The sequence below is a fragment of the Curtobacterium sp. MCBD17_034 genome (assembly GCF_003234515.1).
Classification (GTDB): Bacteria; Actinomycetota; Actinomycetes; order Actinomycetales; family Microbacteriaceae; genus Curtobacterium.
Map to the genome: position 1 here is coordinate 295221 of NZ_QKTN01000003.1, position 21485 is coordinate 316705.

At 70.0% G+C, this 21485-nt stretch carries 19 protein-coding genes and 1 tRNA gene; 13 read left to right on the plus strand and 7 right to left on the minus strand.

Annotated elements, in window-relative coordinates; translation table 11 throughout:
- Positions 1 to 5: 5 nt before the first annotated feature.
- The gene (locus DEI92_RS08195; protein ID WP_111013106.1) at positions 6 to 1664 is read right to left on the minus strand and encodes a sialidase family protein; all 1659 of its coding nucleotides are present in this window, start codon (positions 1662 to 1664) and stop codon (positions 6 to 8) included.
- Between the two features lie 225 nt (positions 1665 to 1889).
- Here DEI92_RS08195 and DEI92_RS08200 point away from each other — a divergent pair, with 225 nt between their 5' ends.
- Complete coding sequence (locus DEI92_RS08200) at positions 1890 to 4073, plus strand: glycoside hydrolase family 2 protein (RefSeq protein WP_111013107.1); 2184 nt, start codon at positions 1890 to 1892, stop codon at positions 4071 to 4073.
- Between the two features lie 86 nt (positions 4074 to 4159).
- Here the strand turns inward: DEI92_RS08200 and DEI92_RS08205 are convergent, their stop codons facing one another.
- The 4 genes from DEI92_RS08205 to DEI92_RS08220 form a co-directional block, all read right to left on the minus strand.
- Positions 4160 to 5191: a LacI family DNA-binding transcriptional regulator gene (locus DEI92_RS08205; protein ID WP_258370127.1), complete on the minus strand. Its 1032-nt coding sequence runs from the start codon at positions 5189 to 5191 to the stop codon at positions 4160 to 4162.
- Between the two features lie 123 nt (positions 5192 to 5314).
- Positions 5315 to 6286 carry a carbohydrate ABC transporter permease gene (locus DEI92_RS08210; protein WP_111013109.1) on the minus strand — a complete coding sequence of 324 codons (972 nt, stop codon included), beginning with the start codon at positions 6284 to 6286 and terminating at the stop codon, positions 5315 to 5317.
- Positions 6283 to 7248, minus strand: coding sequence for a carbohydrate ABC transporter permease (locus DEI92_RS08215; RefSeq protein WP_220037260.1), 966 nt, complete (start codon positions 7246 to 7248; stop codon positions 6283 to 6285). Before DEI92_RS08215 ends, DEI92_RS08210 begins: the two co-directional genes overlap by 4 nt.
- A 7-nt stretch (positions 7249 to 7255) precedes the next feature.
- Positions 7256 to 8659, minus strand: a complete 1404-nt coding sequence (locus DEI92_RS08220) for an ABC transporter substrate-binding protein (RefSeq protein WP_111013110.1) — start codon at positions 8657 to 8659, stop codon at positions 7256 to 7258.
- A 313-nt stretch (positions 8660 to 8972) separates the two neighbouring features.
- Between DEI92_RS08220 and DEI92_RS08225 the strand changes: the two genes are divergently transcribed.
- The 12 genes from DEI92_RS08225 (at position 8973) to DEI92_RS08280 (ending at position 19282) form a co-directional block, all read left to right on the plus strand.
- Entirely contained in the window at positions 8973 to 10445 is a 1473-nt protein-coding gene (locus DEI92_RS08225; protein ID WP_111013201.1) for an MDR family MFS transporter, read from the plus strand.
- Between the two features lie 106 nt (positions 10446 to 10551).
- Positions 10552 to 10626 (plus strand) — tRNA-Arg (locus DEI92_RS08230).
- A gap of 252 nt (positions 10627 to 10878) precedes the next feature.
- Complete coding sequence (locus DEI92_RS08235; protein ID WP_111013111.1) at positions 10879 to 11310, plus strand: hypothetical protein; 432 nt, start codon at positions 10879 to 10881, stop codon at positions 11308 to 11310.
- Positions 11307 to 11519: a hypothetical protein gene (locus tag DEI92_RS08240; protein WP_111010487.1), complete on the plus strand. Its 213-nt coding sequence runs from the start codon at positions 11307 to 11309 to the stop codon at positions 11517 to 11519. Before DEI92_RS08235 ends, DEI92_RS08240 begins: the two co-directional genes overlap by 4 nt.
- Before the next feature lie 108 nt (positions 11520 to 11627).
- A complete protein-coding gene (locus DEI92_RS08245) occupies positions 11628 to 11876 on the plus strand; it encodes a hypothetical protein (protein ID WP_111013112.1) in 249 nt (82 codons plus the stop codon).
- Positions 11877 to 11940: 64 nt separating this feature from the next.
- Entirely contained in the window at positions 11941 to 12558 is a 618-nt protein-coding gene (locus tag DEI92_RS08250; protein ID WP_181434764.1) for a VanZ family protein, read from the plus strand.
- Positions 12559 to 12883: 325 nt separating this feature from the next.
- Positions 12884 to 13837 (plus strand): nucleoside hydrolase, encoded by a 954-nt coding sequence (locus DEI92_RS08255; protein ID WP_111013114.1) that lies wholly within the window; start codon positions 12884 to 12886, stop codon positions 13835 to 13837.
- A 116-nt stretch (positions 13838 to 13953) separates the two neighbouring features.
- Entirely contained in the window at positions 13954 to 15297 is a 1344-nt protein-coding gene (locus DEI92_RS08260; RefSeq protein ID WP_111010484.1) for a sugar ABC transporter substrate-binding protein, read from the plus strand.
- Positions 15298 to 15304: 7 nt separating this feature from the next.
- Positions 15305 to 16306, plus strand: a complete 1002-nt coding sequence (locus tag DEI92_RS08265) for a carbohydrate ABC transporter permease (RefSeq protein WP_258370128.1) — start codon at positions 15305 to 15307, stop codon at positions 16304 to 16306.
- Positions 16303 to 17226: a carbohydrate ABC transporter permease gene (locus DEI92_RS08270; protein ID WP_258370129.1), complete on the plus strand. Its 924-nt coding sequence runs from the start codon at positions 16303 to 16305 to the stop codon at positions 17224 to 17226. Before DEI92_RS08265 ends, DEI92_RS08270 begins: the two co-directional genes overlap by 4 nt.
- The gene (locus tag DEI92_RS08275) at positions 17223 to 18182 is read left to right on the plus strand and encodes a ribokinase (protein WP_111010483.1); all 960 of its coding nucleotides are present in this window, start codon (positions 17223 to 17225) and stop codon (positions 18180 to 18182) included. The genes DEI92_RS08270 and DEI92_RS08275 overlap by 4 nt, the downstream gene beginning before the upstream one ends.
- Before the next feature lie 17 nt (positions 18183 to 18199).
- A complete protein-coding gene (locus DEI92_RS08280; protein ID WP_111010482.1) occupies positions 18200 to 19282 on the plus strand; it encodes a LacI family DNA-binding transcriptional regulator in 1083 nt (360 codons plus the stop codon).
- A 117-nt stretch (positions 19283 to 19399) separates the two neighbouring features.
- Here the strand turns inward: DEI92_RS08280 and DEI92_RS08285 are convergent, their stop codons facing one another.
- Together DEI92_RS08285 and DEI92_RS08290 are read right to left on the minus strand one after the other, a co-directional pair.
- Positions 19400 to 20335: a carbohydrate kinase gene (locus DEI92_RS08285; protein ID WP_111013115.1), complete on the minus strand. Its 936-nt coding sequence runs from the start codon at positions 20333 to 20335 to the stop codon at positions 19400 to 19402.
- A 39-nt stretch (positions 20336 to 20374) separates the two neighbouring features.
- The gene (locus DEI92_RS08290; RefSeq protein ID WP_111013116.1) at positions 20375 to 21409 is read right to left on the minus strand and encodes a LacI family DNA-binding transcriptional regulator; all 1035 of its coding nucleotides are present in this window, start codon (positions 21407 to 21409) and stop codon (positions 20375 to 20377) included.
- Positions 21410 to 21485 lie beyond the last annotated feature (76 nt).

Here is a 21485-nt window from a genome sequence, read left to right on the forward strand (position 1 = left end):
GTCACTCAGGTCGTGGGCACGTGCCACTGCTGCGTCGAGAGCCCGTTGCAGTCGTAGATCTGCAACTGTGTCCCGTCGGCGGTCTGCGCCTGCGGGTCGTCGAGGCAGCGTCCGGACTGCGGGTTGTACAGCGAACCGTCACTCCGCGCGACCCACTGTTGGCCGCCAGCCGCGTCACACCCCCACAGCTCGACCTTGGTCGAGTTCGCGGTGCCGTTGCCGACGATGTCGAGGCACTTGTCGTAGGCCCGGATCGTGCCGTCCGTCTCGAGCGCCCACTGCTGGCCGGTCGCGGTACCGCACGTGTACAGCTGCACCGCGTTGCCGTTCGTGTTCGTGTTCGTGTTGACGTCGAGGCACTTGCCCGTGGCGCCCGGACCGGTGATCTGCCCCTGGTGGGTCGGCAGGGTCGCGGTGGCGAAGTCGGTCTCGCACTTGCCGGTGCTGACGTGGACGCCGGCGAGCATCAGGAAGCTCGAGCTGGACGGGTCGGCCAGGAGCGGCGAGCTGTATCCGGCACACGAGGTCTCACCGCTGTCGTAGCCCCCGGTCGGGTCCGTCGTGACCGCGGTCGTGATCTCCTGCCACGCCCCGACGCCGAGGTTCTTGTTGACGAAGAGCACGTGCCCGCTCTCGGGCTGCACGGCGAGCGCGCCGTCGTTGCCCGCGACCACGCGTTGGCCCGAGGCGATGAGCGTGCCGTTGCTGCCACCGGCCGGTGACCAGGTCAGGTAGGGCGTGTGGAGGAGGAAGCGGCTGTCCGCCGTCTGGATCCGCGTGCCCAGGCTGGACGGGTTCCACGACTCGGCGTTCGAGGTCGTCTTGATGTACACGTCGCACGCCTGGTCCGGGTCGTACCCGTTCTTGCAGTCCTCGTAGGTCATCGCGTAGGTGCCGTTCGGGAGGTTCACCACCGTCGCCATCCCGGGGCGTTCAACACCGTTCTGCACGGCGACGTCGTAGGTCTCGGCACCCCAGGTCGAGCCGCCGTTCGTCGAGACGACGTGCGCGAGCACCTGGTTGTAGTTGTTCGACGAGGGGCGCTCGTCCGAGAAGTAACACACGAGGTCACCGTTCGCGGCGACGTCGAACTCCGGCTCCCAGATGCCGTGCCCGATGGTGTTCGCGGTGCCGGACTCGCTCGCGCAGGAGCTGCGGTAGCTCCAGCTCGCGCCCTGGTTCGTCGACGCGAACACCTCGACCGCCTGCTGGGTGTAGTCGCCGTGGTTCCAGGCCGTCCCCGCCGCCAGGATCGTGCCGGCGGGCAGGTTCCCCTCGGCCTGCGGGAGTTCGTACAGCGTCGGCCCGTCGAGGTCCCACCCGTGTTGGGTGTCGGTGACGGTGCTGATCGGTGACGAGGTCCAGGTAACGCCGTTGTTCGTCGACCGGTAGATGGGGAAGTTCGCCTTCGTCACGCCGGTGCCGGAGTGCGAGAACGTGGCCAGGAGCGTGCCGTTCGCGCTGCCGCTGTGTTGGAGTCGGATGACACGGGGGTAGCTGGCGTCCTCGGTGGAACCGCTCGCCGTGCCCGGGTGGTGGAGAGTGCCGCTCGAGGTGGTGGCGGCCTCGGCCGTGCCGGGGAGAACGGTGCCGCCGAGTGCAGCGATCGCGACGGCGGCTGCGATCAGCCCGATCCGTGCGAACAGACGTGGGTGTTGGTGCATGGTGCGACCTCCGGGGTTCGCTTCGTTGCGATGGTGTGGTGGGGGCGCGCGTCGGGCCGCGGGGGTGCTGCGATCATGCAGATTTTGCATCGTTGCAGCACCGGACGTACCGGATGCTAGGACGACGCTGTGCGTCCACGCAAGAGCAGTCCGAGAGAAAATTGCAACGATGCAAGAACGCTGCTAGCTTGCGCGGAGACCACCGCACTCCGAAGGGCATCGACGATGACGACCACGACCACCGGCCCGGCTCGGCCGACCGACACGACCGCCGGTCCGGGCCAGCCGTCCGACAGCACGACCAGGTCCCACCCGGAGGAGTCCGTGCCGCGCGCGGAGTACCCACGGCCCCACTTCGACCGGTCGCACCACTGGCAGACCCTGAACGGTGTGTGGGAGTTCCGACGCGGCGCCGCCGCCGACCGCGCTGGCAGCGAGGGAGCCGCTGGGGACGACGCCGCTGGGGACGACGCCGCTGGCGTCAGCACCCAGGCGACCGAACAGATCCTCGTGCCGTTCGCCTGGGAGACCCCGCGCTCGGGCATCGAGGCGCACTGGCTCGACCGCGCCCGCTACCGTCGGTCCTTCACGGTCCCGGCGGACTGGACGGGCCAGCGGACCGTGCTGCACTTCGGCGCCGTGCACCACGAAGCGACCGTCTCGGTGGACGGCGTGCGCGTCGGGACCCACGTGGGTGGGTACGTCCCGTTCGAGTTCGACATCACGGACGCGCTCGTGGGCGACGACGTGCACGAGCTCGTCGTCGAGGTCGCCGCGCCGATCGACAAGCGCGGCATCGCCCACGGCAAGCAGCGGAGCGTTCCCCGCGACGACTACGACAGCTGCGCGTTCACCCCCTCGAGCGGGATCTGGCAGCCGGTGTGGCTCGAGTCCCGTCCGGCGACCCACCTCGGCACGCTCGTGCTCCGGCCGAACGACCGCCTCGACGGGATCGTCGTCTCGGGAACGATCGCGGGCCCGGACGCCGCCGGCGCCACCGCACGGGTCACCACGACCGAGATCGGCTCCGACGTCGAGGTGAGCACCCTGCTCGTCGACGCCGGCGAACTCAGCGAGGGTGTGCTGGTCGACATCAGCGCCCCGAAGCTCTGGTCGCCCGCGGAGCCGAACCGCTACCGCGTCGAGGTCGAGGTCACCTCGGCGGACGGCGTCGACGTCGTCGGCGGCAGCACGGGGCTCCGCAGCATCACGACACGCGGGGACGCGATCTTCCTCAACGGCACCCGCATCTCGCTCCGCGGCGTGCTCGACCAGGGGTACTGGCCGGACAGCGGCATCACCGCGCTCACCGACGAGGACTTCGTCCGCGATCTCGAGATCGCGCGCGACGCCGGCTTCAACCTCGTCCGCAAGCACCTCAAGCTCGAGGACCCCCGGTTCCACCACCACGCCGACCGCCTGGGGATGCTCGTCTGGGCCGAGCCCGCGTCCACCGGTCGGTTCTCCGCCGAGGGCGCGGCCGCGTTCGCGGACCAGATCGCCCCGATGGTGCAGCGCGACGGGAACCACCCGAGCATCGTCGTGTGGGGGCTGTACAACGAGGAGTGGGGCCTCGACTGGGCGCTCCCCGAGGACCCGGCCAAGCAGGAGGTCGTCCGCGACGCCGTTCGCGAGCTCACGGACCTCGACTCATCACGTCCCGTCGTCGACAACTCCGGCTGGACGCACCTCGACACCGACCTCGTCGACTGGCACGTGTACGACGAGCACCCGGCGGGCTGGGCACGGAAGGTCCAGGACCTCGTCGACGCCGACGCGCCGTCGTTCCCGGTGGCGATCGCCGTCGACACCATCGTCCAGAAGCTGCTCATGGTGGACGGTCCGGTCCCCCGGGACGTCCCGTTCCTCAACAGCGAGTTCGGCGGCGGCTGGACCTCGATCGACCGCGGGTGGAACCTGCACTGGCAGACCCAGGAGTTGCGCAAGCACGACCGCATCTCGGGCTGGGTGTGGACCGAACTCAACGACATCGAGCACGAGTCCGCCGGCATCGTCGACACGAACCGCGTCGTGAAGGACCACGGCGGCCGGCCACCCGCCCACGCCAACGGCGAGACCGTCCCGGTGTTCGACATCCTGCCGATCGCACCCGGCCGGGACGTCGTCGCGACGGACGGCACAGTCGACCTCGGCGTCGCGGTCTCGCATCACGGGGTCGACGACATCGACGTCCAGGTCAGCGTCGGCTGGGGACCGGTCTTCGGGCTGGAGCCCACCGCGTCGATGGAAGCCGTCGGTACCGCCACCGCGTCGCCGTTCACCCTGTCCGAGCACGTCCGGGTCCACGCCGAGCTGCCCGAGGGACACGTGCAGGCTCGCCTGCACGTCCTGCTCGAGCAGGACGGTCGGGTCGTCGGACGCGGTGCGCTGGACGTCGTCCGCGCCTGACCGGTCTGGAGGCACGGATCGCCCGGCCGGGACGGCTCGCTCAGGTGGACCGATCCGGCAGCGGGAGGCCCGACGGTCGGCCGGACCTACGAGGTCCGGCCGACCGTGCTCTCGCGGACCACGAGCTCGTGTCGCGCGTAGTGGTCCCCGGGTTCCCCCTCCGCGGTGCCGTCGAGGATCGCGACGAGCCGCTCGACGGCCAACCGAGCGATGGTCTCGCGGTCCGGCCGGACCGTCGTGAGCGACGGTGTCTGGTACGCGGCCGCCTCGATGTCGTCGAACCCCACGAGTGCGACGTCCTCGGGCACGCGCCGACCCTGCGAGAGGAGCACGCGCATCGCCCCCATCGCGACGAGGTCGTTGTAACAGAACACGGCGTCCGGTGGCCCGTCGGGGTGCTCGAGCAACTCGGTCATCGCGCGAGCCCCGTCCGAGAAGTGGAAGTTCGCCGTCGGGACGACGAGGGACCGGTCGACCGGCACGCCCCGCGCCTCGTGTGCCGATTCGTACCCGCGGGTGCGGAGCTGCGCGGTCTCTCCCGTGTCGTAGGGCTGGTCACCGATGGCCGCGATCCGCCGGCGACCGATCGCGAACAGGTGCTCCGTCGCTGCCCGCGCCGCGGCGACGTTGTCGATGGCGACGTGGTCGTACCCGCTGTCGGCGATCCGCTCACCGAGCAGCACGAGTGCCCGGCCCCGATCCGGAGCCGGCAGGTCGCCGCGTGACAGCGCCAGAGGGCTGAAGATCACGCCGTCGAACAGCACCGCGTTGCCGTCCCCCTGGATGAGCTCCCGCTCGCGGTCCGGCTGCCCGTCGGTCTGGTCGACCACCACCGTGAGGCCGAGCGTCTGAGCGTGTGACACGACCGCACGGGCGAGTTCGGCGAAGTACGGGACGTCGATCTCCGGGACGATGAGCGCGATGAGCCCGCTCCGCCCGTTTCGGAGGTTCCGGGCGAGCACGTTCGGCCGGTACCCGAGCTCCGCCACGGCCTCCTCGACCCGGACGCGCTTGGCCTCGGACACCCGCGCGTAGCCGTTGACGACGTTCGACACCGTGCGGATGGAGACGCCGGCACGCTCGGCCACGTCGCGCAGCCGCGGAGGTCCCTCAGGCACGTTCCCTCCGCGATCGTCGTCGTGCTCCCACGCCCGGCATCACGCCCCGGGGGCACGCGTTGGGCAGCTCGGTCCAGTGCGCGCTGCTCCGATCAGTATCGCGCAGTCCCCTGATCGCCAGGGTCACCCCGTGGTGCTGCCCTGGAGCAGGCCGCCACGGAAGTAGCGCTCGAGGAGCAGGAACAGCACGATCAGTGGCAGGACCGTGACGAGCCCGCCCGTGATGAGCACCGGCACCAGCTCGGACTTCGACCCGGTCTCGGCCGCCTGCGACAGCGCCGAGAGCCCGACCGTCAGCGGGTAGAGCCCGTTCTTGCTGAAGATCACGAGCGGCAGGAAGTAGTTGTTCCAGATCGCCACGACCGAGATGAGCAGCACCGTCATCAGGCCCGGGAGCGACAGCGGCAGCGCGAGCCGGACGAAGATCCGCAGTTCGCCCGCACCGTCGAGCCGCGCGGCCTCGATGAGGTCCTTCGGCACCGAGGAGTCGATGTAGGTGCGCATGAGGTAGATGCCGACGGGCGACACCATGCTCGGCAGGATCATGCCCCAGATCGAGTTGACGAGCCCGACCTTCGAGTACACGAGGAACAGCGGCAGCGCGATGGAGGTGATGGGCACGAGCAGGGTCGCCATCACCAGGAAGAACAGGGCGTTGGCACCCCGGAACCGGTAGCGCGAGAACCCGTACCCGGCGAGCGCGGACAGGATCGTCGCCCCGATGGCGCCGCCGATCGCGTAGACGAGGGTGTTGCCGAGCCATCGCACGAACACTCCCGCGCCGCTGATGTCCTGGCCGAGTGCGGCGAGGTTGTCCCAGAGCCGGAAGGGGCCGGCGAACCAGAACCCGAAGCTCGAGTAGATGTCCGCCTGCGATTTCGTCGCGTTGACGAGGAGCCACACGAGCGGTGCGAGCACGAACACCGCGAAGACCCCGGCGAGTGCCGTCAGGACGACGCTCGTCCCGCGCGGCAGTCCGTAGAGGCGCGGGTCGATCTGGTCGGCGGGCAGCCGGGAGGCACGGTGCGGGTGCGACGTGCGCCCCGCCTCCCGGCCGGATGCGGTCACATGACCGGTCGTGCGGGTGGTGGTCATCGGAATTCTCCGTTCCGACGGCGGAACGCGAACCCGGCCACCGAGATGGCACCGATGATCACCGCGAGCACGATCGCGGCTGCGGCGCCGAGTTCGTACTGGCCGCTGCCGACCGCCGTGTTGTAGACGTAGAGAGAAGGGGTGAACCCGAACGAGACCGCCTGTGGCTGGAACGCCGCGAGGATGGACGGTTCGGTGAACAACTGCAATGCCCCCACCGCGTTGAGGAACACGAGCATCACGACCGACGGCATCACCATCGGCAGTTTGATCCGCGTGATGATGCGCCAGAGCGAGGCGCCCTCCATGATCGCGGCCTCGGTGACCTCGCGCGGGATCGACTTCAGCGACGTGTAGATGATCGTCATGTTGTAGCCGGTCCACTCCCACACGACGATGAGCATGATCGTCGGCAGGATCAGACCGCTCGAGAAGAAGTCGACGTTGCCGAGCCCGAGACCGCGGAGGATCTGCGCGTAGGGCCCGAAGCCCGGCAACAGCAGGAACGACCACATCACGGCCGCGACGACACCGGGGACGGCGAAGGGCATGAAGAACACGGTGCGGAAGAACTTGCTGGCGCGGATCACCCCGGCGTCGAACAGGGCGGCGAAGAGGAACGCGAGCGCGAGGGTGACCGGCACCTGGACGACGCCGAACACGAGCACGCGCACGACGCCGGACCAGAAGTCCGCCGAGTGCAGGATCGTGACGTAGTTCGCGGCTCCGACGAACTGGTGTCCGCCGATGATCCTGGTCGAGTACAGGCTCGACCAGAGCGCGTAGATGGTCGGTACGAGCATGAAGAGCCCGAGCATGAGCATCCCGGGCGTGATGAACACGAGGCCTGCCGACTCCCGCACGGCGCGGCGGGGGCGGCGACGAGCGCTCGGCGTGGCTCCCGCCGGAGCGGGCGTGCGCTGCCGCACGCTCCGCTCCGACAGGTCGGTCAGTCCGGTCACGGCAGCGTCACGACCCGTTCACGGTGAAGCCCTGCGACTTCGCGTACGACGTCATCTGGGACTGGAACTTCGTGAACGCCTGCTGCAGCGTCTCGGTCCCCTTCGTCACGCCGGCGAACGTCGAGGTCCACTGGGTCAGCGCTGCCGTCATGATCGGCGGGAACTGTGCGGGGTCGATGTCCTTCGCCGCGGCTGCGAACACCGTGTTCGGCGTCGTCGTGCCCGTGATCTTCAGCGTCTTCTGCTGGAAGGCCGTGTCGTCGAGGAGCGGCAGGTAGCCCGGGAACGCACCCCCGACGTCGCCGCTGAGGATCTTCCACGACGCGTCGGAGCCGCCGAACCACTTGACGAACTCGGTCGCCGCCTTGGCGTGCTTGGTGCCCTTGACGACCGCGAGGGTCGAGCCGCCCCAGTTGCCGGCAGCGGTCCCGCCCGCCGTCACCTGCGGCAGCGGTGCGGTCTGCCAATCACCGATGGTGTTCTTGATGCTGAGCTGCATGCCCACCGGGCCCCACGCCGGGCTGAGGCGCGACGCGGCCGCACCGTTGTCGAAGGCGGACCACTGAGCGGGGGAGAAGTCCGCGGCCGTGGTGGCCTCCTTCGCCGAGATGAGGTCCTGCCAGTACTTGGCGAACTGCATCTCCTTCGCCCCGGTGAAGTGGATGCCGAGCTTCGATCCGCCCGTGTAGGTGAAGGGGAACGCACCGTACTGCTGCATCAAGGCGAGGACGTCCTGCGCGCTCTCCGGGTCGAAGTTCGTGATCGCGGCCTTCGGGTCCTTGCGGTGCAGCGTCGCCGCCTCGGACGCGAACTGCTCCCACGTCGTGGGGACGCTCAGGCCCGCCGAGGCGAACTGCTTCTGGTTGTAGAACAGCGCCATCGGGCCGAGATCCACGGGCATCGCGTAGACGTGCGACCCCTGTGACACCTGCGACCATGCGGCGGGCGCCTCGTTCTTCTTCGCGGAGGCGATGCCCTGGTCCGCCAGGTCGACGAGGCTGTTGGTCGCCTCGAACGACGGCAGCTCGAAGTACTCGATCGTCGCCACGTCCGGAGCGCCGTTGCCCGCCTTGATCGCGTCAGTGAGCTTCGTGTACTCCTGCGTCGACGCACCGGCGTTCTCGAGCGCGACGCAGACGTCGGGGTGGGTCTTGTTGAACTCCTCGACGGCGAGGTCGTAGCCGGCCGGCCATCCCCAGAACGTCAGCTTGGTGGCGGACGAGGAGCAGGAGGCCGTCGTCGTGGACGACGGGCTCGGGGACGAGTGCCCGGCTCCGCTCGCCGTCGAGCTACCGCTGCTCGAGCAGGCCGCGAGGCCGATCGCGGCGACGGCGGCCAGCGCGATCGCCGCCGCGCCGCGACCTCGGGTACGCGCGGTCGGGCGCCGCGCTGCCTGTCCTCGAAGGATCATGGGGTCTTCCTATCGTCGTTGATCAGAGAGCCGCCGGGCGTGCCAGCCGGGGCGACGCCGCAACCATAGGGCAGTTTTTGCATCGTTGCAATCCGTTCCGACATCGCCGTGCCGACGTTGCACACCGATCGTCCCGTCGAGCCCCGGGATCGCGGTGTTCAGCAGGACGACGGGTGTTCGACGGCGTCACGCGTGTCTGCGGAATGCTGAGCCAGCGCTCGGAGTTGCCCCGGGGGTGTCTGCACCCTCTGCACCTCCTGCTCGCTCCGGCGTGGGCCTGCGCTCCGAGCGCGGCCCGATCCTCCTGGCCCTGATGCTCGCGACCGCACTGGTCGCCCTCGACTCCACGATCATCGCGACGGCGTCGTCGTCCATCGCCAAGGACCTCGGGCACTTCCAGCAGCTGCCCTGGCTGTTCTCGGTGTACCTGCTCGCGCAGGCGGTCTCGGTGCCGATCTACGGCCGCCTCGCCGACGTGCTCGGCCGCAAGCGTCTGCTGCTCGTCGGGATCGGCCTGTTCCTGCTCGGCTCGGTGCTGTGTGGCGCCGCGTGGTCGATGCCCGTCCTCATCCTGGCGCGGGTCGTGCAGGGCCTCGGCGCGGGCGCCGTGCTGCCGATCTCGATGACGATCACGAGCGACATCTACACGCTCGAGGAGCGCGCGAAGACGCAGGGCTACCTCGCCTCGGTCTGGGGCATCGCCTCGGTCGTCGGGCCGACCCTCGGTGGCCTGTTCAGCCAGATCGGCGCGTGGCGGTGGATCTTCTGGATCAACATCCCGCTCGCCATCGTCGCCGGCGTCATGCTCATCCGCGCCTACCACGAGCAGCGTGACGCGTCGCAGGACCGGCAGCGCATCGACTCCCTCGGCGCGGCCCTGCTCGGCGGCGGGACGACCGCGCTCCTGCTCGGTCTGCTCGAGGGCGGGACGTCGTGGGCCTGGGACGCCCCCGCTTCGTTCGCGATCTTCATCGCCGCCGCGGTCCTCCTGGTCGCGTTCGTCGTCGTCGAGCTCCGCGTCGCGCAGCCGATCTTCTCGCTCGGCCTGCTGAAGCGCCGCGTGGTCGCCGCGTCCACGATCGCGTCGCTCATCATCGGCGTCATCGTGATGGGCCTGTCCACGTACGTACCGATCTACGCGCAGGACGTCCTCGGGGCCTCGGCCCTGATCGCCGGGTTCGCGCTCGCGGCGCTCACCCTCGGATGGCCGATCTCGGCGTCGCAGGCCGGGCGCTTCTACCTGCGGTTCGGGTTCCGCGTCACCTCGGTCATCGGGTCGACGCTCGTGCTCATCGGTGCGGTGCTCACCATCACGCTCGCCGTGCACTCGTCGATCTGGCTCGTCGCCCTGTTCTGCTTCGTCATCGGCGCGGGCATGGGCCTGACCGCCGTGCCGACCCTGATCGCCGCCCAGTCGTCCGCCACCTGGAGCGAGCGCGGTGCCGTGACCGGCACGAACATGTTCGCCCGCTCGATGGGTTCGGCCATCGGCGTCGCGGTGTTCGGCGCGGTCGTCAACGCGCACGTGCAGCTCAACGCCGCCGGCGTCCCCGAGGGCGCCGGGCTCATGACCGCGATGCACCTGGTGTTCGTCGCGATCGCCGCGATCGCCGTCGTGCTCCTGGTCGCCGTGCTGTTCCTGCCGGGGCACCGGCGGGCGGCGCAGGGCGGGGTGGCGTCTACCGCCGGGGCCGCTGAGGACGCGGAGCCGGCGCTCGGCGCTGCGCCCGCGACCGCAGCTGCGCGGGCCGAGGCCGGGGCCGAGCAGCCGGTGGCGTCCGCGTAGGAGCCGCCCCACCCCCCCCCACGTCGATCGGACGGGAGGCGCGGCACCGGGCTGGTGTCGCGCCTCCCGTCCGTCCGTGGTGGGGCCGGTAGAGTGGCTGGCGCCTGCCTCTGTAGCTCAATGGAAGAGCAGTTCCGTCCTAAGGAAAGGGTTGGGGGTTCGAGTCCCTCCAGGGGCACCACCGTGGTCGTCGCCGTGCCGGGATCGAAGGTCCAACCAGCTCGGTAGCCGCGCCCTTGGGAGTCCCTCCTCCTGCCCCAGCGACCACCGCACACCTCGTCCGCCGGTTTCTCCGACTGATCCGCGCGCTGCCCATGGGTCGCAGGCGCGCTTCCAGGCGGCGAGAGGAGGCTCGAGGAGCGGCCACCACAGATCCGCTCGGGATCCTCTCGAGCGCGAGCGTGCGGGAGCCGTCGACGGAAGCGGCGACATCATGACCGACACCAACCTCCAATCGCTCGCTCTGGCCGGGGTCGTGGCCTCGGGCCTCCCGGCTCCGCTCCCCGCCTCGTCGGCGCGGTACACCGTCCCGGCGGTGTTCAACCGTCGTCCCGAACCCATGGAGGCCCAGGCGATCGTCACGAGCAGTGTCCGGAGCGCCATGGCGACGGCGGGGTACCCCGAGGTCACGCTCGAGATCGCCGACCGTCGCCTCCTGATCGGTCACACCTCGTTGGACGAGCTCGAGCAGGGTCTCGCGGAGGAGATCGCAACGGTGGTCGATGAGATCAGCCGGAACGTGGCCGTGGAGAAGCAGCGACGGATCGATGTGGCACAGGGCGAGGCCGAGGACCGTGATGCGCGGGCGAAGGAAGTGACCCGCGCCGCGGAACGGATCTCCTTCACGCCCCGGGGTCGAGCGTGAACGACGTGTACGCGGTCGTGGGCGGCCGCGAGTACCGCCTCGACGTCGTGGCCGATGGCCGGCAGCTCGACTCGTTGGTCAACGACCCTGGTGTGAAGCACGTCGACCTCGACGGGGGCGGCACGCTCGTCTACCAGGGTGGGCCCGGTTGCCCGGTCGTCATCGTGCAGCGGCCCCAATCGCGCTCCACGGCCGACGTCCACCGGTAGGCGATCGACCGAGACCCCGCGATCCGCGCGTGGATCTTCTCGAGCCGAGCAGCACCGCGGCAGCCTCAGCACGAACCGCTGGTGCCCGGAGGATCGCGAGGACGAGCCATGAGCGATCTGCCGGCCGGAACCGACGCGTTCCACGATCTGGCGTGGGTGGAAGCCGATGATGGTCTGGACGCGTTCCTCGGAGGACACCTCGTCGGCTCGGTGACCCACGAGCAGGGCTTCGTGGCGCGTTCGATCGACGGGACCGTCGAGGGAAGTCACCACAGCGTGGAAGCAGCACGAGCCGAGCTCGAAGGCTGGCTCCGAGGGGTTCGCGCCCTGTCTGCGCAGCGCCGCAGGAACCACTGACGGCAGCTGCCACGACCTCCGCCCGCGCAGGCACAGCGCGAGCGTCGCCGATAGCCTGCCGTCCGTGGTTCCCGCGCTGCCCTTCCTCATCCCTGCCGCGATCGTCGTCTGGGTGCTCCTGTTGTGGCGGCTGCGGCAGCGCGACCGCCTGACCCTCTCGCGCACGATCACCGCTGGCGCCGCCTGCCTGTTCGGGATCGTGCTGCTCCGGTCGGTGCTGTTCCCCGCCCCGATCGTCCTCGGCGCGGAACGAGCCACGCTCCCGCCATGGCCGGTGTTCGTGCAACTCATCCCGGTGGCGACCGTGCCGCGCGACCCGTCGGGCATGGTCCTCAACATCGTCCTGTTCGTTCCGATCGGGGTGCTCCTGCCGTTCCTCGTCCGGGGATCCGTCATCCGACTCGGAACCATCGCGTTCCTGCTGAGCGTCACGATCGAAGTGGTCCAGCTCGTCGGCGACATGACCGTGAGCACGGGGCGTGTCGCCGACATCGACGACGTGATCGGCAACACCGTCGGGGCGCTCGTGGGGATCGCGGTCGTCCGCCTCCTGTCGCGCGTACCACAGCTCTCGCGCGTCGCGACGCCGTTCGTGTGGTGGCCGAGTCCGGACCCGAGGTCACCGAGGCCCGGGAAGCGCGGAGCCTCAGCCCGCTCCCGGTGGGGATCAGGTCTGCACTGACGGAGCGCGGTCGGGCGATCCGACCGGCGTGGCCTGATGAGCGACCCGAGCGATCAACGGGTCCGCTCTCCAAGGGGCTGAGGCAGGGTGGCTCCTCCTCGGAGTTCGTGCCGAGGGGGCTCGGTCGAAGCTGGTGTGGAAGCGGTCCCCGGAGGAGACGGGATGGCCGAGCCCGCGCCACTGCGGTGATCGACCGGAGTGCCGACGCTGACGACCATCGTCTCTCGCCCGTCCATTTCCGGATCACCCCTTGTCCGCGGCGCGCAACTCGTGTTAACTCAGCGTCAGGAAGCGACGCAACACGAGTTGAACAAGGGAGTTCGCGATGACTCGTCTCATCCTCGACACCGACCTCGCCATGGGTGCCCCGGGCAGCGACATCGATGACGGGTTCGCGCTCGCCCTCGCGGTGGCCGAACCCGAGATCGACCTCGAACTGGTCACCACCGTCAACGGGAACACCGACGTCGAGAGCGCCACGCTCCTGACGCTCGAACTCCGCCGTCGGCTGGGCATCGACGTCCCGGTCGTCAAGGGCGCCCCGACACCGCTCGTCCACCCGGAGCGCCGGCGTGAGCCGTCCCCCGAGGTCGTCAGCACGTACGGGGTCGGCCTGGAGCCCGACCCGGGCCACGCGGCGCACCGGATCATCGAGCACGTGATGGCGAACCCGGGCGAGATCACGATCTGCGCGATCGGGCCGCTGACGAACATCGCGCTCGCCCTCACGATGGAGCCACGACTGGCGTCGTCGGTCAAGGAGATCGTGATGATGGGCGGCGTGTTCCTCGGGACCATGGCCCATCGGAGCATGCCGGGCGAGTTCAACGTCTGGGTGGACCCCGAAGCCGCCGCGACCGTGCTGCGCTCCGGTGCACCGCAGCGGTGGGTCGGTCTCGACGTCACCTTGCAGGTCCGACTCACCCGTGACGACGCTCGTCGTCTCACCGACTCGGGCCGCGACTTCGCCACCCTCGCGGGCGAATCGACGAACGCGTGGATCGACCACATCGCCGAGCGCGACCCGGGCGACCCGCGCAACCGCGATTCGTGCGCGATGCACGACCCGCTCGCCGTCGCGGCGCTGACGCACCCCGAGTTCCTCACCTGGGTCGACGCCGCGGTCGACGTCGTCACCGGCGACGGACTCGCGCGTGGCGTGCTCGTCACCGACCTCGGGCACGGGCCGGACGCACCCACGCCGAACTGCAGGATCGCGACCGAGGTCGACGTCGCCGCGTTCACCGACCACTTCCTGGGGCGCATCGCCGACCTCTGAGCCGTCGGAGCGCCCGACCGGCACCCGCTCCGACCGCCGCCCGCCACAACCGTCGCCCGCCCCGGGCGCCGGGCCGTTCACCGTACCCACGATCCGCACACCCAATGGAGGGACCAATGCGATCACACGTCCACCACGGCCGTCGTCGGCTGCTCGTCACCGCCGCCGGCGTCATCGCCGGCGCACTCGCCCTGACCGGATGCTCGAGCGGCGGGGGTGCCGCATCCTCCTCGGGGAGCTGGTCCATCCCGTCGAAGGACCCGAAGACCACCGTCAAGGTGCTCAGCATCCTCAGCCTCAAGTCCCCGGACAACATGCAGCCGGTCGTCGACGCGTTCGAGAAGGCACACCCGAACATCACGATCAAGTGGCAGACCGTGCCGTTCGACTCCCTCAACTCGACCGTCGACTCGCACGTGTCGAACAAGGGCGGCGACCCGGACCTCTACTGGGCGGACCAGCCGCGTATCGCCGCGCTGGCCAGCCGCGGTGAGGCCGAGGACCTGACGTCCCAGTTCGGCGGGTACTCGTCGTCGTTCGACAAGGTGTCGTACGAGACGGGCGTCCAGAAGGGCAAGCTGTACGCCCTCCCGATCGCGAACTCCACGCAACTCCTGTACTACAACAAGGACCTGCTGGCGAAGGCCGGGCTCCCCACACCCTCCGCGTCCACGAGCAGCCGGATGACCTGGCAGGACCTGGCGTCCGACGCGCTGAAGGCCAAGCAGGCCGGCGCGCAGTACGGCATGACGTTCGGCCAGTTCGACCGCTACTACCAGCTCGAGCCGCTCTCGGTCCAGCTCGGAGGCTCGGTCGGGGCGGACGGCAAGGACAACCTGACGCCGGACTTCACCAACAGTGCGTGGGTGAAGGCGATGACGTGGTACCGCTCGATCTTCGCCTCGGGCGCGGCTCCGAAGGGCATGACCGCTGACCAGACCGACCCCGCGTTCCTCGCCGGCCAGGTGGCGTACTCGGTCGAGGGGCCCTGGCTCCTGCCGGAGCTCCAGGCGTCGAAGGTGCACTGGGGCGTGGCACCGATGCCCGCGTTCGCGGACAGCAAGCAGGTCGCGACGCCGACCGGTTCGTGGTCCGTCGCGATGAACCCCTTCAGCAAGCAGAAGGACGCCACCGCGGTGTTCATGAAGTGGCTCGCGGTCGACAACGGCTCGGGCTACATCCGCTACCGGAGCAACCCGGAGCTCGCCGCGAACGTCAAGGGCAAGCAGCTCTACTTCGACAAGCCCGTGTTCCAGTCGGCTGCAGGGGCCGACGCGGCGAAGATCATCAACCACGAGACGTCGCAGACCGCGGTGTCGCGCGTCAAGACGATCGGCTACATCGAGTTCGAGTCCATCATCAACCAGGCCTACTCGGACATCCGGAACGGGGCCGACCCGAAGCAGGCGCTCGACGCCGCGAAGGCGAAGCTGACGACCGCCTGGGCCAAGTACAAGTAGGCCGCCCGTGATCTCGACCACCGACACCACGACCGGGGCGGCCCGCACGCGCCGCCCCGGTCCCCGGACCGCACCCCGGGAGGTCCGCAACCGCTTCGGCACGCCCGTCCCGGTCCGGCGCCGCACCGGCCGCGCGGGCGCACGACGCGAGCTCGTCTGGGGCATCGTGTTCCTCGCCCCCGCGGTCATCGCCCTCGCCGTCCTGCGGGTCGCCCCGACGATCGACGCCGTCGGGTCCAGCCTGCTCAAGGCGTTCCCGGGCGGCCTCATCCCCCCGACCTTCACCGGACTCGGCAACTACGAGTCGCTGTTCGGCGATCCGGCCTTCCTGGCGACGGTCGGCCGCACGCTCCTGTTCAACGTCGTCATCAACCCGCTGCAGATCGTGGTCGCGCTCCTCGTCGCCGTGCTCCTGACCCAGCGGATCCCGCTCGTCGGGCTCTGGCGGACACTCCTCGTCGTGCCGGTGACGATCCCGATCGTCGGCTCCTGCATCGCCTGGGGCGCGGCGTTCAACCCGCAGGGGCCGATCAACGCTGCGATCACCGCGATCGGCGGCGGCACGCAGCCGTTCCTCACCTCGCCGCGGCAGGCGCTGGCCTGCATCATCATCGTCGCGTCCTGGATCGGCATCGGCTACTGGATGATGTTCCTGGTGTCCGGCATCCAGGCGATCCCGGGCGAGCTCTACGAAGCGGCCAAGCTCGACCGCGCCGGTCCCGTCCGGACGTTCCTGCGGATCACCCTGCCGATGCTCCGTCGACAGCTGCTGTTCGTGCTCGTCGCCGACACGGTCGCGAACTTCGTGCTGTTCGTCCCCGTGCAGCTGCTGACGAACGGTGGACCGCAGGACAGCACCACGCTGCTCATGTTCGACGCGTACCGGACCACCTACGGGTACGGCAGCCAGAACCTCGGCTCGGCCGAGGTGATCGTGCTGACCGTGATCATGCTGGTGTTCGTCGTCCTGCAGTTCCGGCTGCTCCGCGAGGACGGAGAGGACGCATGACGGCCGACAGCGGCATGGTGGGCCTCCCGGCCGCGGTCGCGTCGACCGTGAGCGACGACGTCGCGTCACCCGGAGCACCCCGTCGGCGGCGGTGGTCGACGACCCGCTTCGTGCTGACGGTCGTCGCGATCGTCGTCAGCGCCGTCTTCATGCTCCCGGCGCTGTGGATCCTCATCGGGTCCTTCCGGCCGAACATGGACGTGCTCACGACCATGTCGCCGTTGACCTGGCGCCTGTTCGTCCCCTCGCGGGTGACGGTGCAGAACTACGTCGGGCTGCTCGTCCACGACGGCTTCGGCACGGCGCTCCTCAACTCGGCGATCGTGTGCATCGCGTCCGTCGTCGTCGGGATCCTCGTGTCCGCGGCCGCCGCGTACCCGCTCGCCGTGTACCGGTTCCGCGGACGGAACATCGTCTTCGCCGTCATCGTGATCAGCTTCATGGTCCCCTTCGAGGCGATCGCCATCCCGCTGGCGCAGCAGTTCACGGACTGGGGGCTCGGCAACAGCCTCATCGGTCTGATCCTGCCCGGGATCGGGAACGGCCTGGCCATCTTCAACCTCCGGCAGGCGTTCCTCGGCATCCCGGTTTCCTACCGAGAAGCCGCCATGCTCGACGGCGCGAGCGAGCCGAAGATCCTCTTCTCGTTGTACCTCCGGATGTCCGGTCCGGCGCTGACGAACTCCGCCCTGCTCATCTTCCTTGCGCAGTGGACCTCGTACCTGTGGCCGCTGCTGGTCGTGACCGACGACTCGAAGCAGCTCGCGCCGGTGGCGCTCGCGTCGACGTTCGGGGAGCACAGCGCGAACTACGGCAAGAACTTCGCGGGTGCCGTCCTGCTGTCGCTCGTGCCGGCGATCAGTCTCTTCATCCTGCAGCGGTTCTTCGGCCGGCTGTCGATCGGAAGTGGTGAGAAGTGAGCACGGAAGCGCCGGGATCCGCGCACATCATCGTCGTCGGCTCGGCCAACCAGGACTACATCGTGCGGGTGACCGCTCCGCCTGCGCCGGGGGAGACGGTCCTCGCCCAGGACCTCCTGCGACAGCCCGGTGGCAAGGGAGCGAACCAGGCCGTCGCCGCAGCACGGCTCAACGGCGACGTGAGCTTCGTCGCCAGCGTCGGTGACGACCCGGACGGCACCGACCTCCTCCGCGGCCTGCGGAGCGAGGGCGTCGACACCTCGGAGGTCGAGATCATCGACCGCGGTCGGACGGGACTCGCGCTCGTGTCGGTGTACGACTCCGGCGAGAACGCGATCACGGTGGTGCCCGGCACGAACTTCGCGCTCACCGCGAGCCGCGTCGACCGGACGGTGCGACGCCTCGCGGCGGAGGCCGAGCGGGCGATCGTCGTCGTGCAGGCGGAGCTCCGACCGCAGATCATCGCGACGGCGCTCCGGGCGGGGGTGGAGGCGGGAGCGCGGTGCGTGCTCAACCTCGCTCCGTACCAGCGCCTCCCGGACGACCTGCTCGCGGTCTGCGACCCACTGGTGCTCAACGAGTCCGAGGCGACCGCGCTCGTCGGGCGGCCCATCGCGGATCCGGAGCAGGCCGCTGCGGCGGTCCGCACCCTGCTCGGTACCGCCCGTTCGGTGGTCATCACCCTCGGCGCGCAGGGCGCCTGCTGGGCCGACTCGGGAGGCGAGGGGCACCTCCCCGCCACGCCACCGGACCGGGTCGTCGACACGACCGGTGCCGGCGACGCGTTCGTCGGTGCACTCGCGGCGACGCTCGCGCGCGGCGGCGGGCTCGGCGAGGCGACCGCGATCGGTGTGGCCGCCGGGACGTTCGCGGTCCGCACGCCGGGGGCGCAGTCCTCGTACCCGACGCTCGCCGACCTCACGACGGAGAGGGCCGTCACCGGACCGATCAGCTGACGCGGGAAGATCGACCCATGCCAGTGACACGGTCGGACGTCGCTCGGGCTGCGGGGGTCTCGCCCGCCGTCGTGAGCTACGTCATCAACAACGGGCCGCGCCCCGTCTCCGCCACCACCCGCGAGCGGGTCGAGGCGGCGATCGCCGACCTCGGGTACCGACCGAACGCCATCGCGTCGTCGCTCCGCAACGGCAGCACCCGGTCGATCGGGTACCTCACGCCGAACCCCCGCGATCCGTTCATGGCGGAACTCGGGGAGTCGGTGGAGCGGCAGTTCAGCGCTCGGGGCTACCTCGTGCTCACCGGCAACACGTACTTCGACCGGGCACGTGAGGAGCGGTACCTGCAGTCGTTCATCGACCGCAACGTCGACGGCCTCGTGTTCGCCCCCGGTGTCTCGCTCGCCAGCACCCCGACGTGGCAGGCCGATCGTCCCGTGGTGAGTCTCGACGGAGCGGGGACCCATCCGGGCTGGTCGACCGTGAGCGCCCAGGACGCGTTGGACGCCGCGACCGCCGTCGGGCACCTGGTCCTGCAGCACGGGCACATGCTGGTCGCCTGCATCGCCGGGACGCCGCGGCTCACCAGCGAGGCGGAGCGCATCGCCGGGTGGCGCACCGCGACCGGGAGCGAGGGACTGCCCTCCGGACCGGAACTGCTCGCCTACGGGGAGATCTCGGAGGAGGGTGGGTACTCGGCCGCCATGCAGCTCCTGAGCAGTCACGGTCGTCCCTGGGTCGTCCACGGCCGCGGCCCCACCGCCGTCTTCGCCACGAACGACGCCCAGGCGGTCGGCGTCATCTCCGCCTGCGCCGAACTCGGGCTCCGCGTCCCCGAGGACGTCGCCGTCGTCGCAGTGGGAGGCACGCGGATCGCCCCGTACACCGTGCCCCCGCTGTCGACGGTGCGGCAGGACGTCGAGCTGATCGCGGAACTCGCCGCCCGGCAGCTCATCGCAGGCATCGCGGACCCGACGGCTCCGGCAGCGCGCAGTCGGCTCCGTGGGAACCTCGTCGTCGGCCGGAGCTGCGGGTGCGAGCTCCTCGCCCCGTCGGCCGTGGACCACGGGACGACGACTGGGAGACCGACGAGCAGGTGACGCGGTTCAACTCGGGGCGCGACGACGCTCCGAGTGGGGCGGGCGGACGGTCCCCACGGAGCTGCCCCGACGAGCCGGGACGCACAAGCGCCTGGCCGGTGTTCGTCATCACGGACGTCAGGCGATGCGCGGATCCGATGCCGGTTCCTCGGTGGCGGCGAGGAGCTCACCAGGTGACGGAGGGTTCGCCCCCGGCCGGCTCACGGCCACCGCCGCCGACGCGGCAGCGACCGCGCCCACCCGGGCCAGCGTGGTCGCATCCACTTTTGCGTCCCGTACCCGGCGGAGACCGTCGCCCCGCAGCAGCGCGAAGAGCAGGCCCGACATGTACGCGTCTCCCGCTCCGATGGTGTCGGCCACATCCACGGATGGTGCCGGCACCTCCACCCGGCCGGCGGCACTGGCGATGACCGACCCGGCCGCGCCCCTCGTGATCGCAGCGAGTCGGACTCCGGCGTCGAGGAGGCGATCGAGGACGCCGTCCGGGTCGACGCCGGGATGGATCCACTCGGCGTCCTCGTCACTGAGCTTGACGACGTGCGCGCGACCGACGAGGAGGTGGAACTGCTCGAGCGCTGCCTCCCGATCGAGCAGGGCTGGCCGTATGTTCGGGTCGAAGCTGCGGATCGTCGACGGGGGAAGCTGGCGGAACAGATCGGCTGCTGCCCGGTTTCCGGGCTGCAGGAACGCGCCGATGGACCCCGTGTGCGCGACCGCGGGCACGGTGGCAGTGACCGGCGCATCCCGATCCCACTCGATGTCGAAGTCGTATCGCGCGGAACCGTCTGCGTTGAGCTCGGCACGGGCCACGGATGTCCGACCGTCTGCACGGTCGACGGTGACGTGGTCCTTCGCGAGGTGCGCAGCGATCAGGCGGCCGTACTCGTCATCACCGAACTGCGTGGCGAGCGTGACGGGAACACCGAGTCGGGCGAGCCCCACGGCCACGTTCATCGGGCTTCCGCCTGGGGTCAGCCGGCTCCCGGCCGCGTCGACGACCGCGTCGATGAGGGCCTCACCGAGGACCAGGGCAGGTGGGGAGGAGGGGTTCATCACAATCCTTCGCTGCGCGGTGGGATCACCGTCGCATCGTCATCTCGGGGGAGCGGCTATCGATTCACGTCGGACGATCGGGCAGGGCAGGAACACCGGCTCGGTGTCCGCCGTGTGGTCGTCCGCTGGGCTCCCGCCCTGCAGCTGGACGAGTCGCTCGAGGGCCCACTCGCCCATCTCGTAGTGCGGGAGGGCCACCGTCGTCAGTGCCGGGAAGAGCCCTTCCGCGATGATCTCCTGGTTGTCGAACCCGACGATCGAGACGTCCTGGGGGATGCGCAGGCCCATCTCCGCAGCGGCACGGTAGGCGCCCATCGCCATCCGGTCGTTGTAGCAGAACAGAGCGGTCGGGCGATCCGGAAGTCCGAGGAGCGCGCGCGCGGCGTCGTACCCTCCGGGGCTCTCGGACGGTGCCGCGTGGACGAGCGCCTCATCGATCGCGATGCCCGCCTGCTGCAGGCTCTCCCGGTATCCCGCGAGGCGTTCCCGCGTGGCCGGGACGTCATCGACGTTGTTCATGAAACCGATCCGGCGATGGCCGTGCGTCAGGAGCTCCTGCATCGCGGCCCGTGCGCCGCCGCGCTCGTCGGGGGCGACGGCGGGATGGGTCCCCGTCCGGTCCGTGGAGTCGATGACGACGGTGGGGATGCCGTCGAGTTCGGCCGGCGGCGTGATCTCGCGGTGGAACATCGTGGCGTAGAGGACGCCGTCGACCTGCTGCCGGATGAGCGCAGTCGCGTTCGCAGCGACGTCGTCGCGCTCGGTGTTGATGATCACGAGTGTCAGGCCGTGTCGGCGCGCGGCGTTCTGCGCACCGAGGATGATGCGTCCGGCGTGCGGGGTGGTCGCGATCTCCTCGCTGAGGAGCCCGATCATCTCGGACCGCTGCATGCGCAAGCCCCGCGCCATGCGATTCGGGCCGTAGCCGAGCCGCTTCGCGGCGTCCTTGACCCGTTCGCGGGTCTCATCGCTCGCGCGGAGGAAGTCGACGTCGTTGAGGATGTGCGAGACGGTGGTCACCGACACGCCGGCCTCGGCGGCGACGTCCTTGATGCCGACACGTCTGCGATTCACCGTGGCTCCTTCCCGCTGACCACCGGCCGATCGCTCGGCCGCCTCCCGGCGCTCATCGTCAGCATCTGACTGGGTC

What these genes read in the sequence shown, in the direction of transcription:
- DEI92_RS08260 (WP_111010484.1), top strand. Translation starts at nt 13,954, where the DNA reads ATGCGATCACACGTCCACCACGGCCGTCGTCGGCTGCTCGTCACCGCC.
- DEI92_RS08280 (WP_111010482.1), top strand. Translation starts at nt 18,200, where the DNA reads ATGCCAGTGACACGGTCGGACGTCGCTCGGGCTGCGGGGGTCTCGCCC.
- DEI92_RS08255 (WP_111013114.1), top strand. Translation starts at nt 12,884, where the DNA reads ATGACTCGTCTCATCCTCGACACCGACCTCGCCATGGGTGCCCCGGGC.
- DEI92_RS08210 (WP_111013109.1), bottom strand. Translation starts at nt 6,286, where the DNA reads ATGACCACCACCCGCACGACCGGTCATGTGACCGCATCCGGCCGGGAG.
- DEI92_RS08285 (WP_111013115.1), bottom strand. Translation starts at nt 20,335, where the DNA reads ATGAACCCCTCCTCCCCACCTGCCCTGGTCCTCGGTGAGGCCCTCATC.
- DEI92_RS08195 (WP_111013106.1), bottom strand. Translation starts at nt 1,664, where the DNA reads ATGCACCAACACCCACGTCTGTTCGCACGGATCGGGCTGATCGCAGCC.
- DEI92_RS08235 (WP_111013111.1), top strand. Translation starts at nt 10,879, where the DNA reads ATGACCGACACCAACCTCCAATCGCTCGCTCTGGCCGGGGTCGTGGCC.
- DEI92_RS08245 (WP_111013112.1), top strand. Translation starts at nt 11,628, where the DNA reads ATGAGCGATCTGCCGGCCGGAACCGACGCGTTCCACGATCTGGCGTGG.
- DEI92_RS08200 (WP_111013107.1), top strand. Translation starts at nt 1,890, where the DNA reads ATGACGACCACGACCACCGGCCCGGCTCGGCCGACCGACACGACCGCC.
- DEI92_RS08225 (WP_111013201.1), top strand. Translation starts at nt 8,973, where the DNA reads ATGCTCGCGACCGCACTGGTCGCCCTCGACTCCACGATCATCGCGACG.
- DEI92_RS08220 (WP_111013110.1), bottom strand. Translation starts at nt 8,659, where the DNA reads ATGATCCTTCGAGGACAGGCAGCGCGGCGCCCGACCGCGCGTACCCGA.
- DEI92_RS08270 (WP_258370129.1), top strand. Translation starts at nt 16,303, where the DNA reads ATGACGGCCGACAGCGGCATGGTGGGCCTCCCGGCCGCGGTCGCGTCG.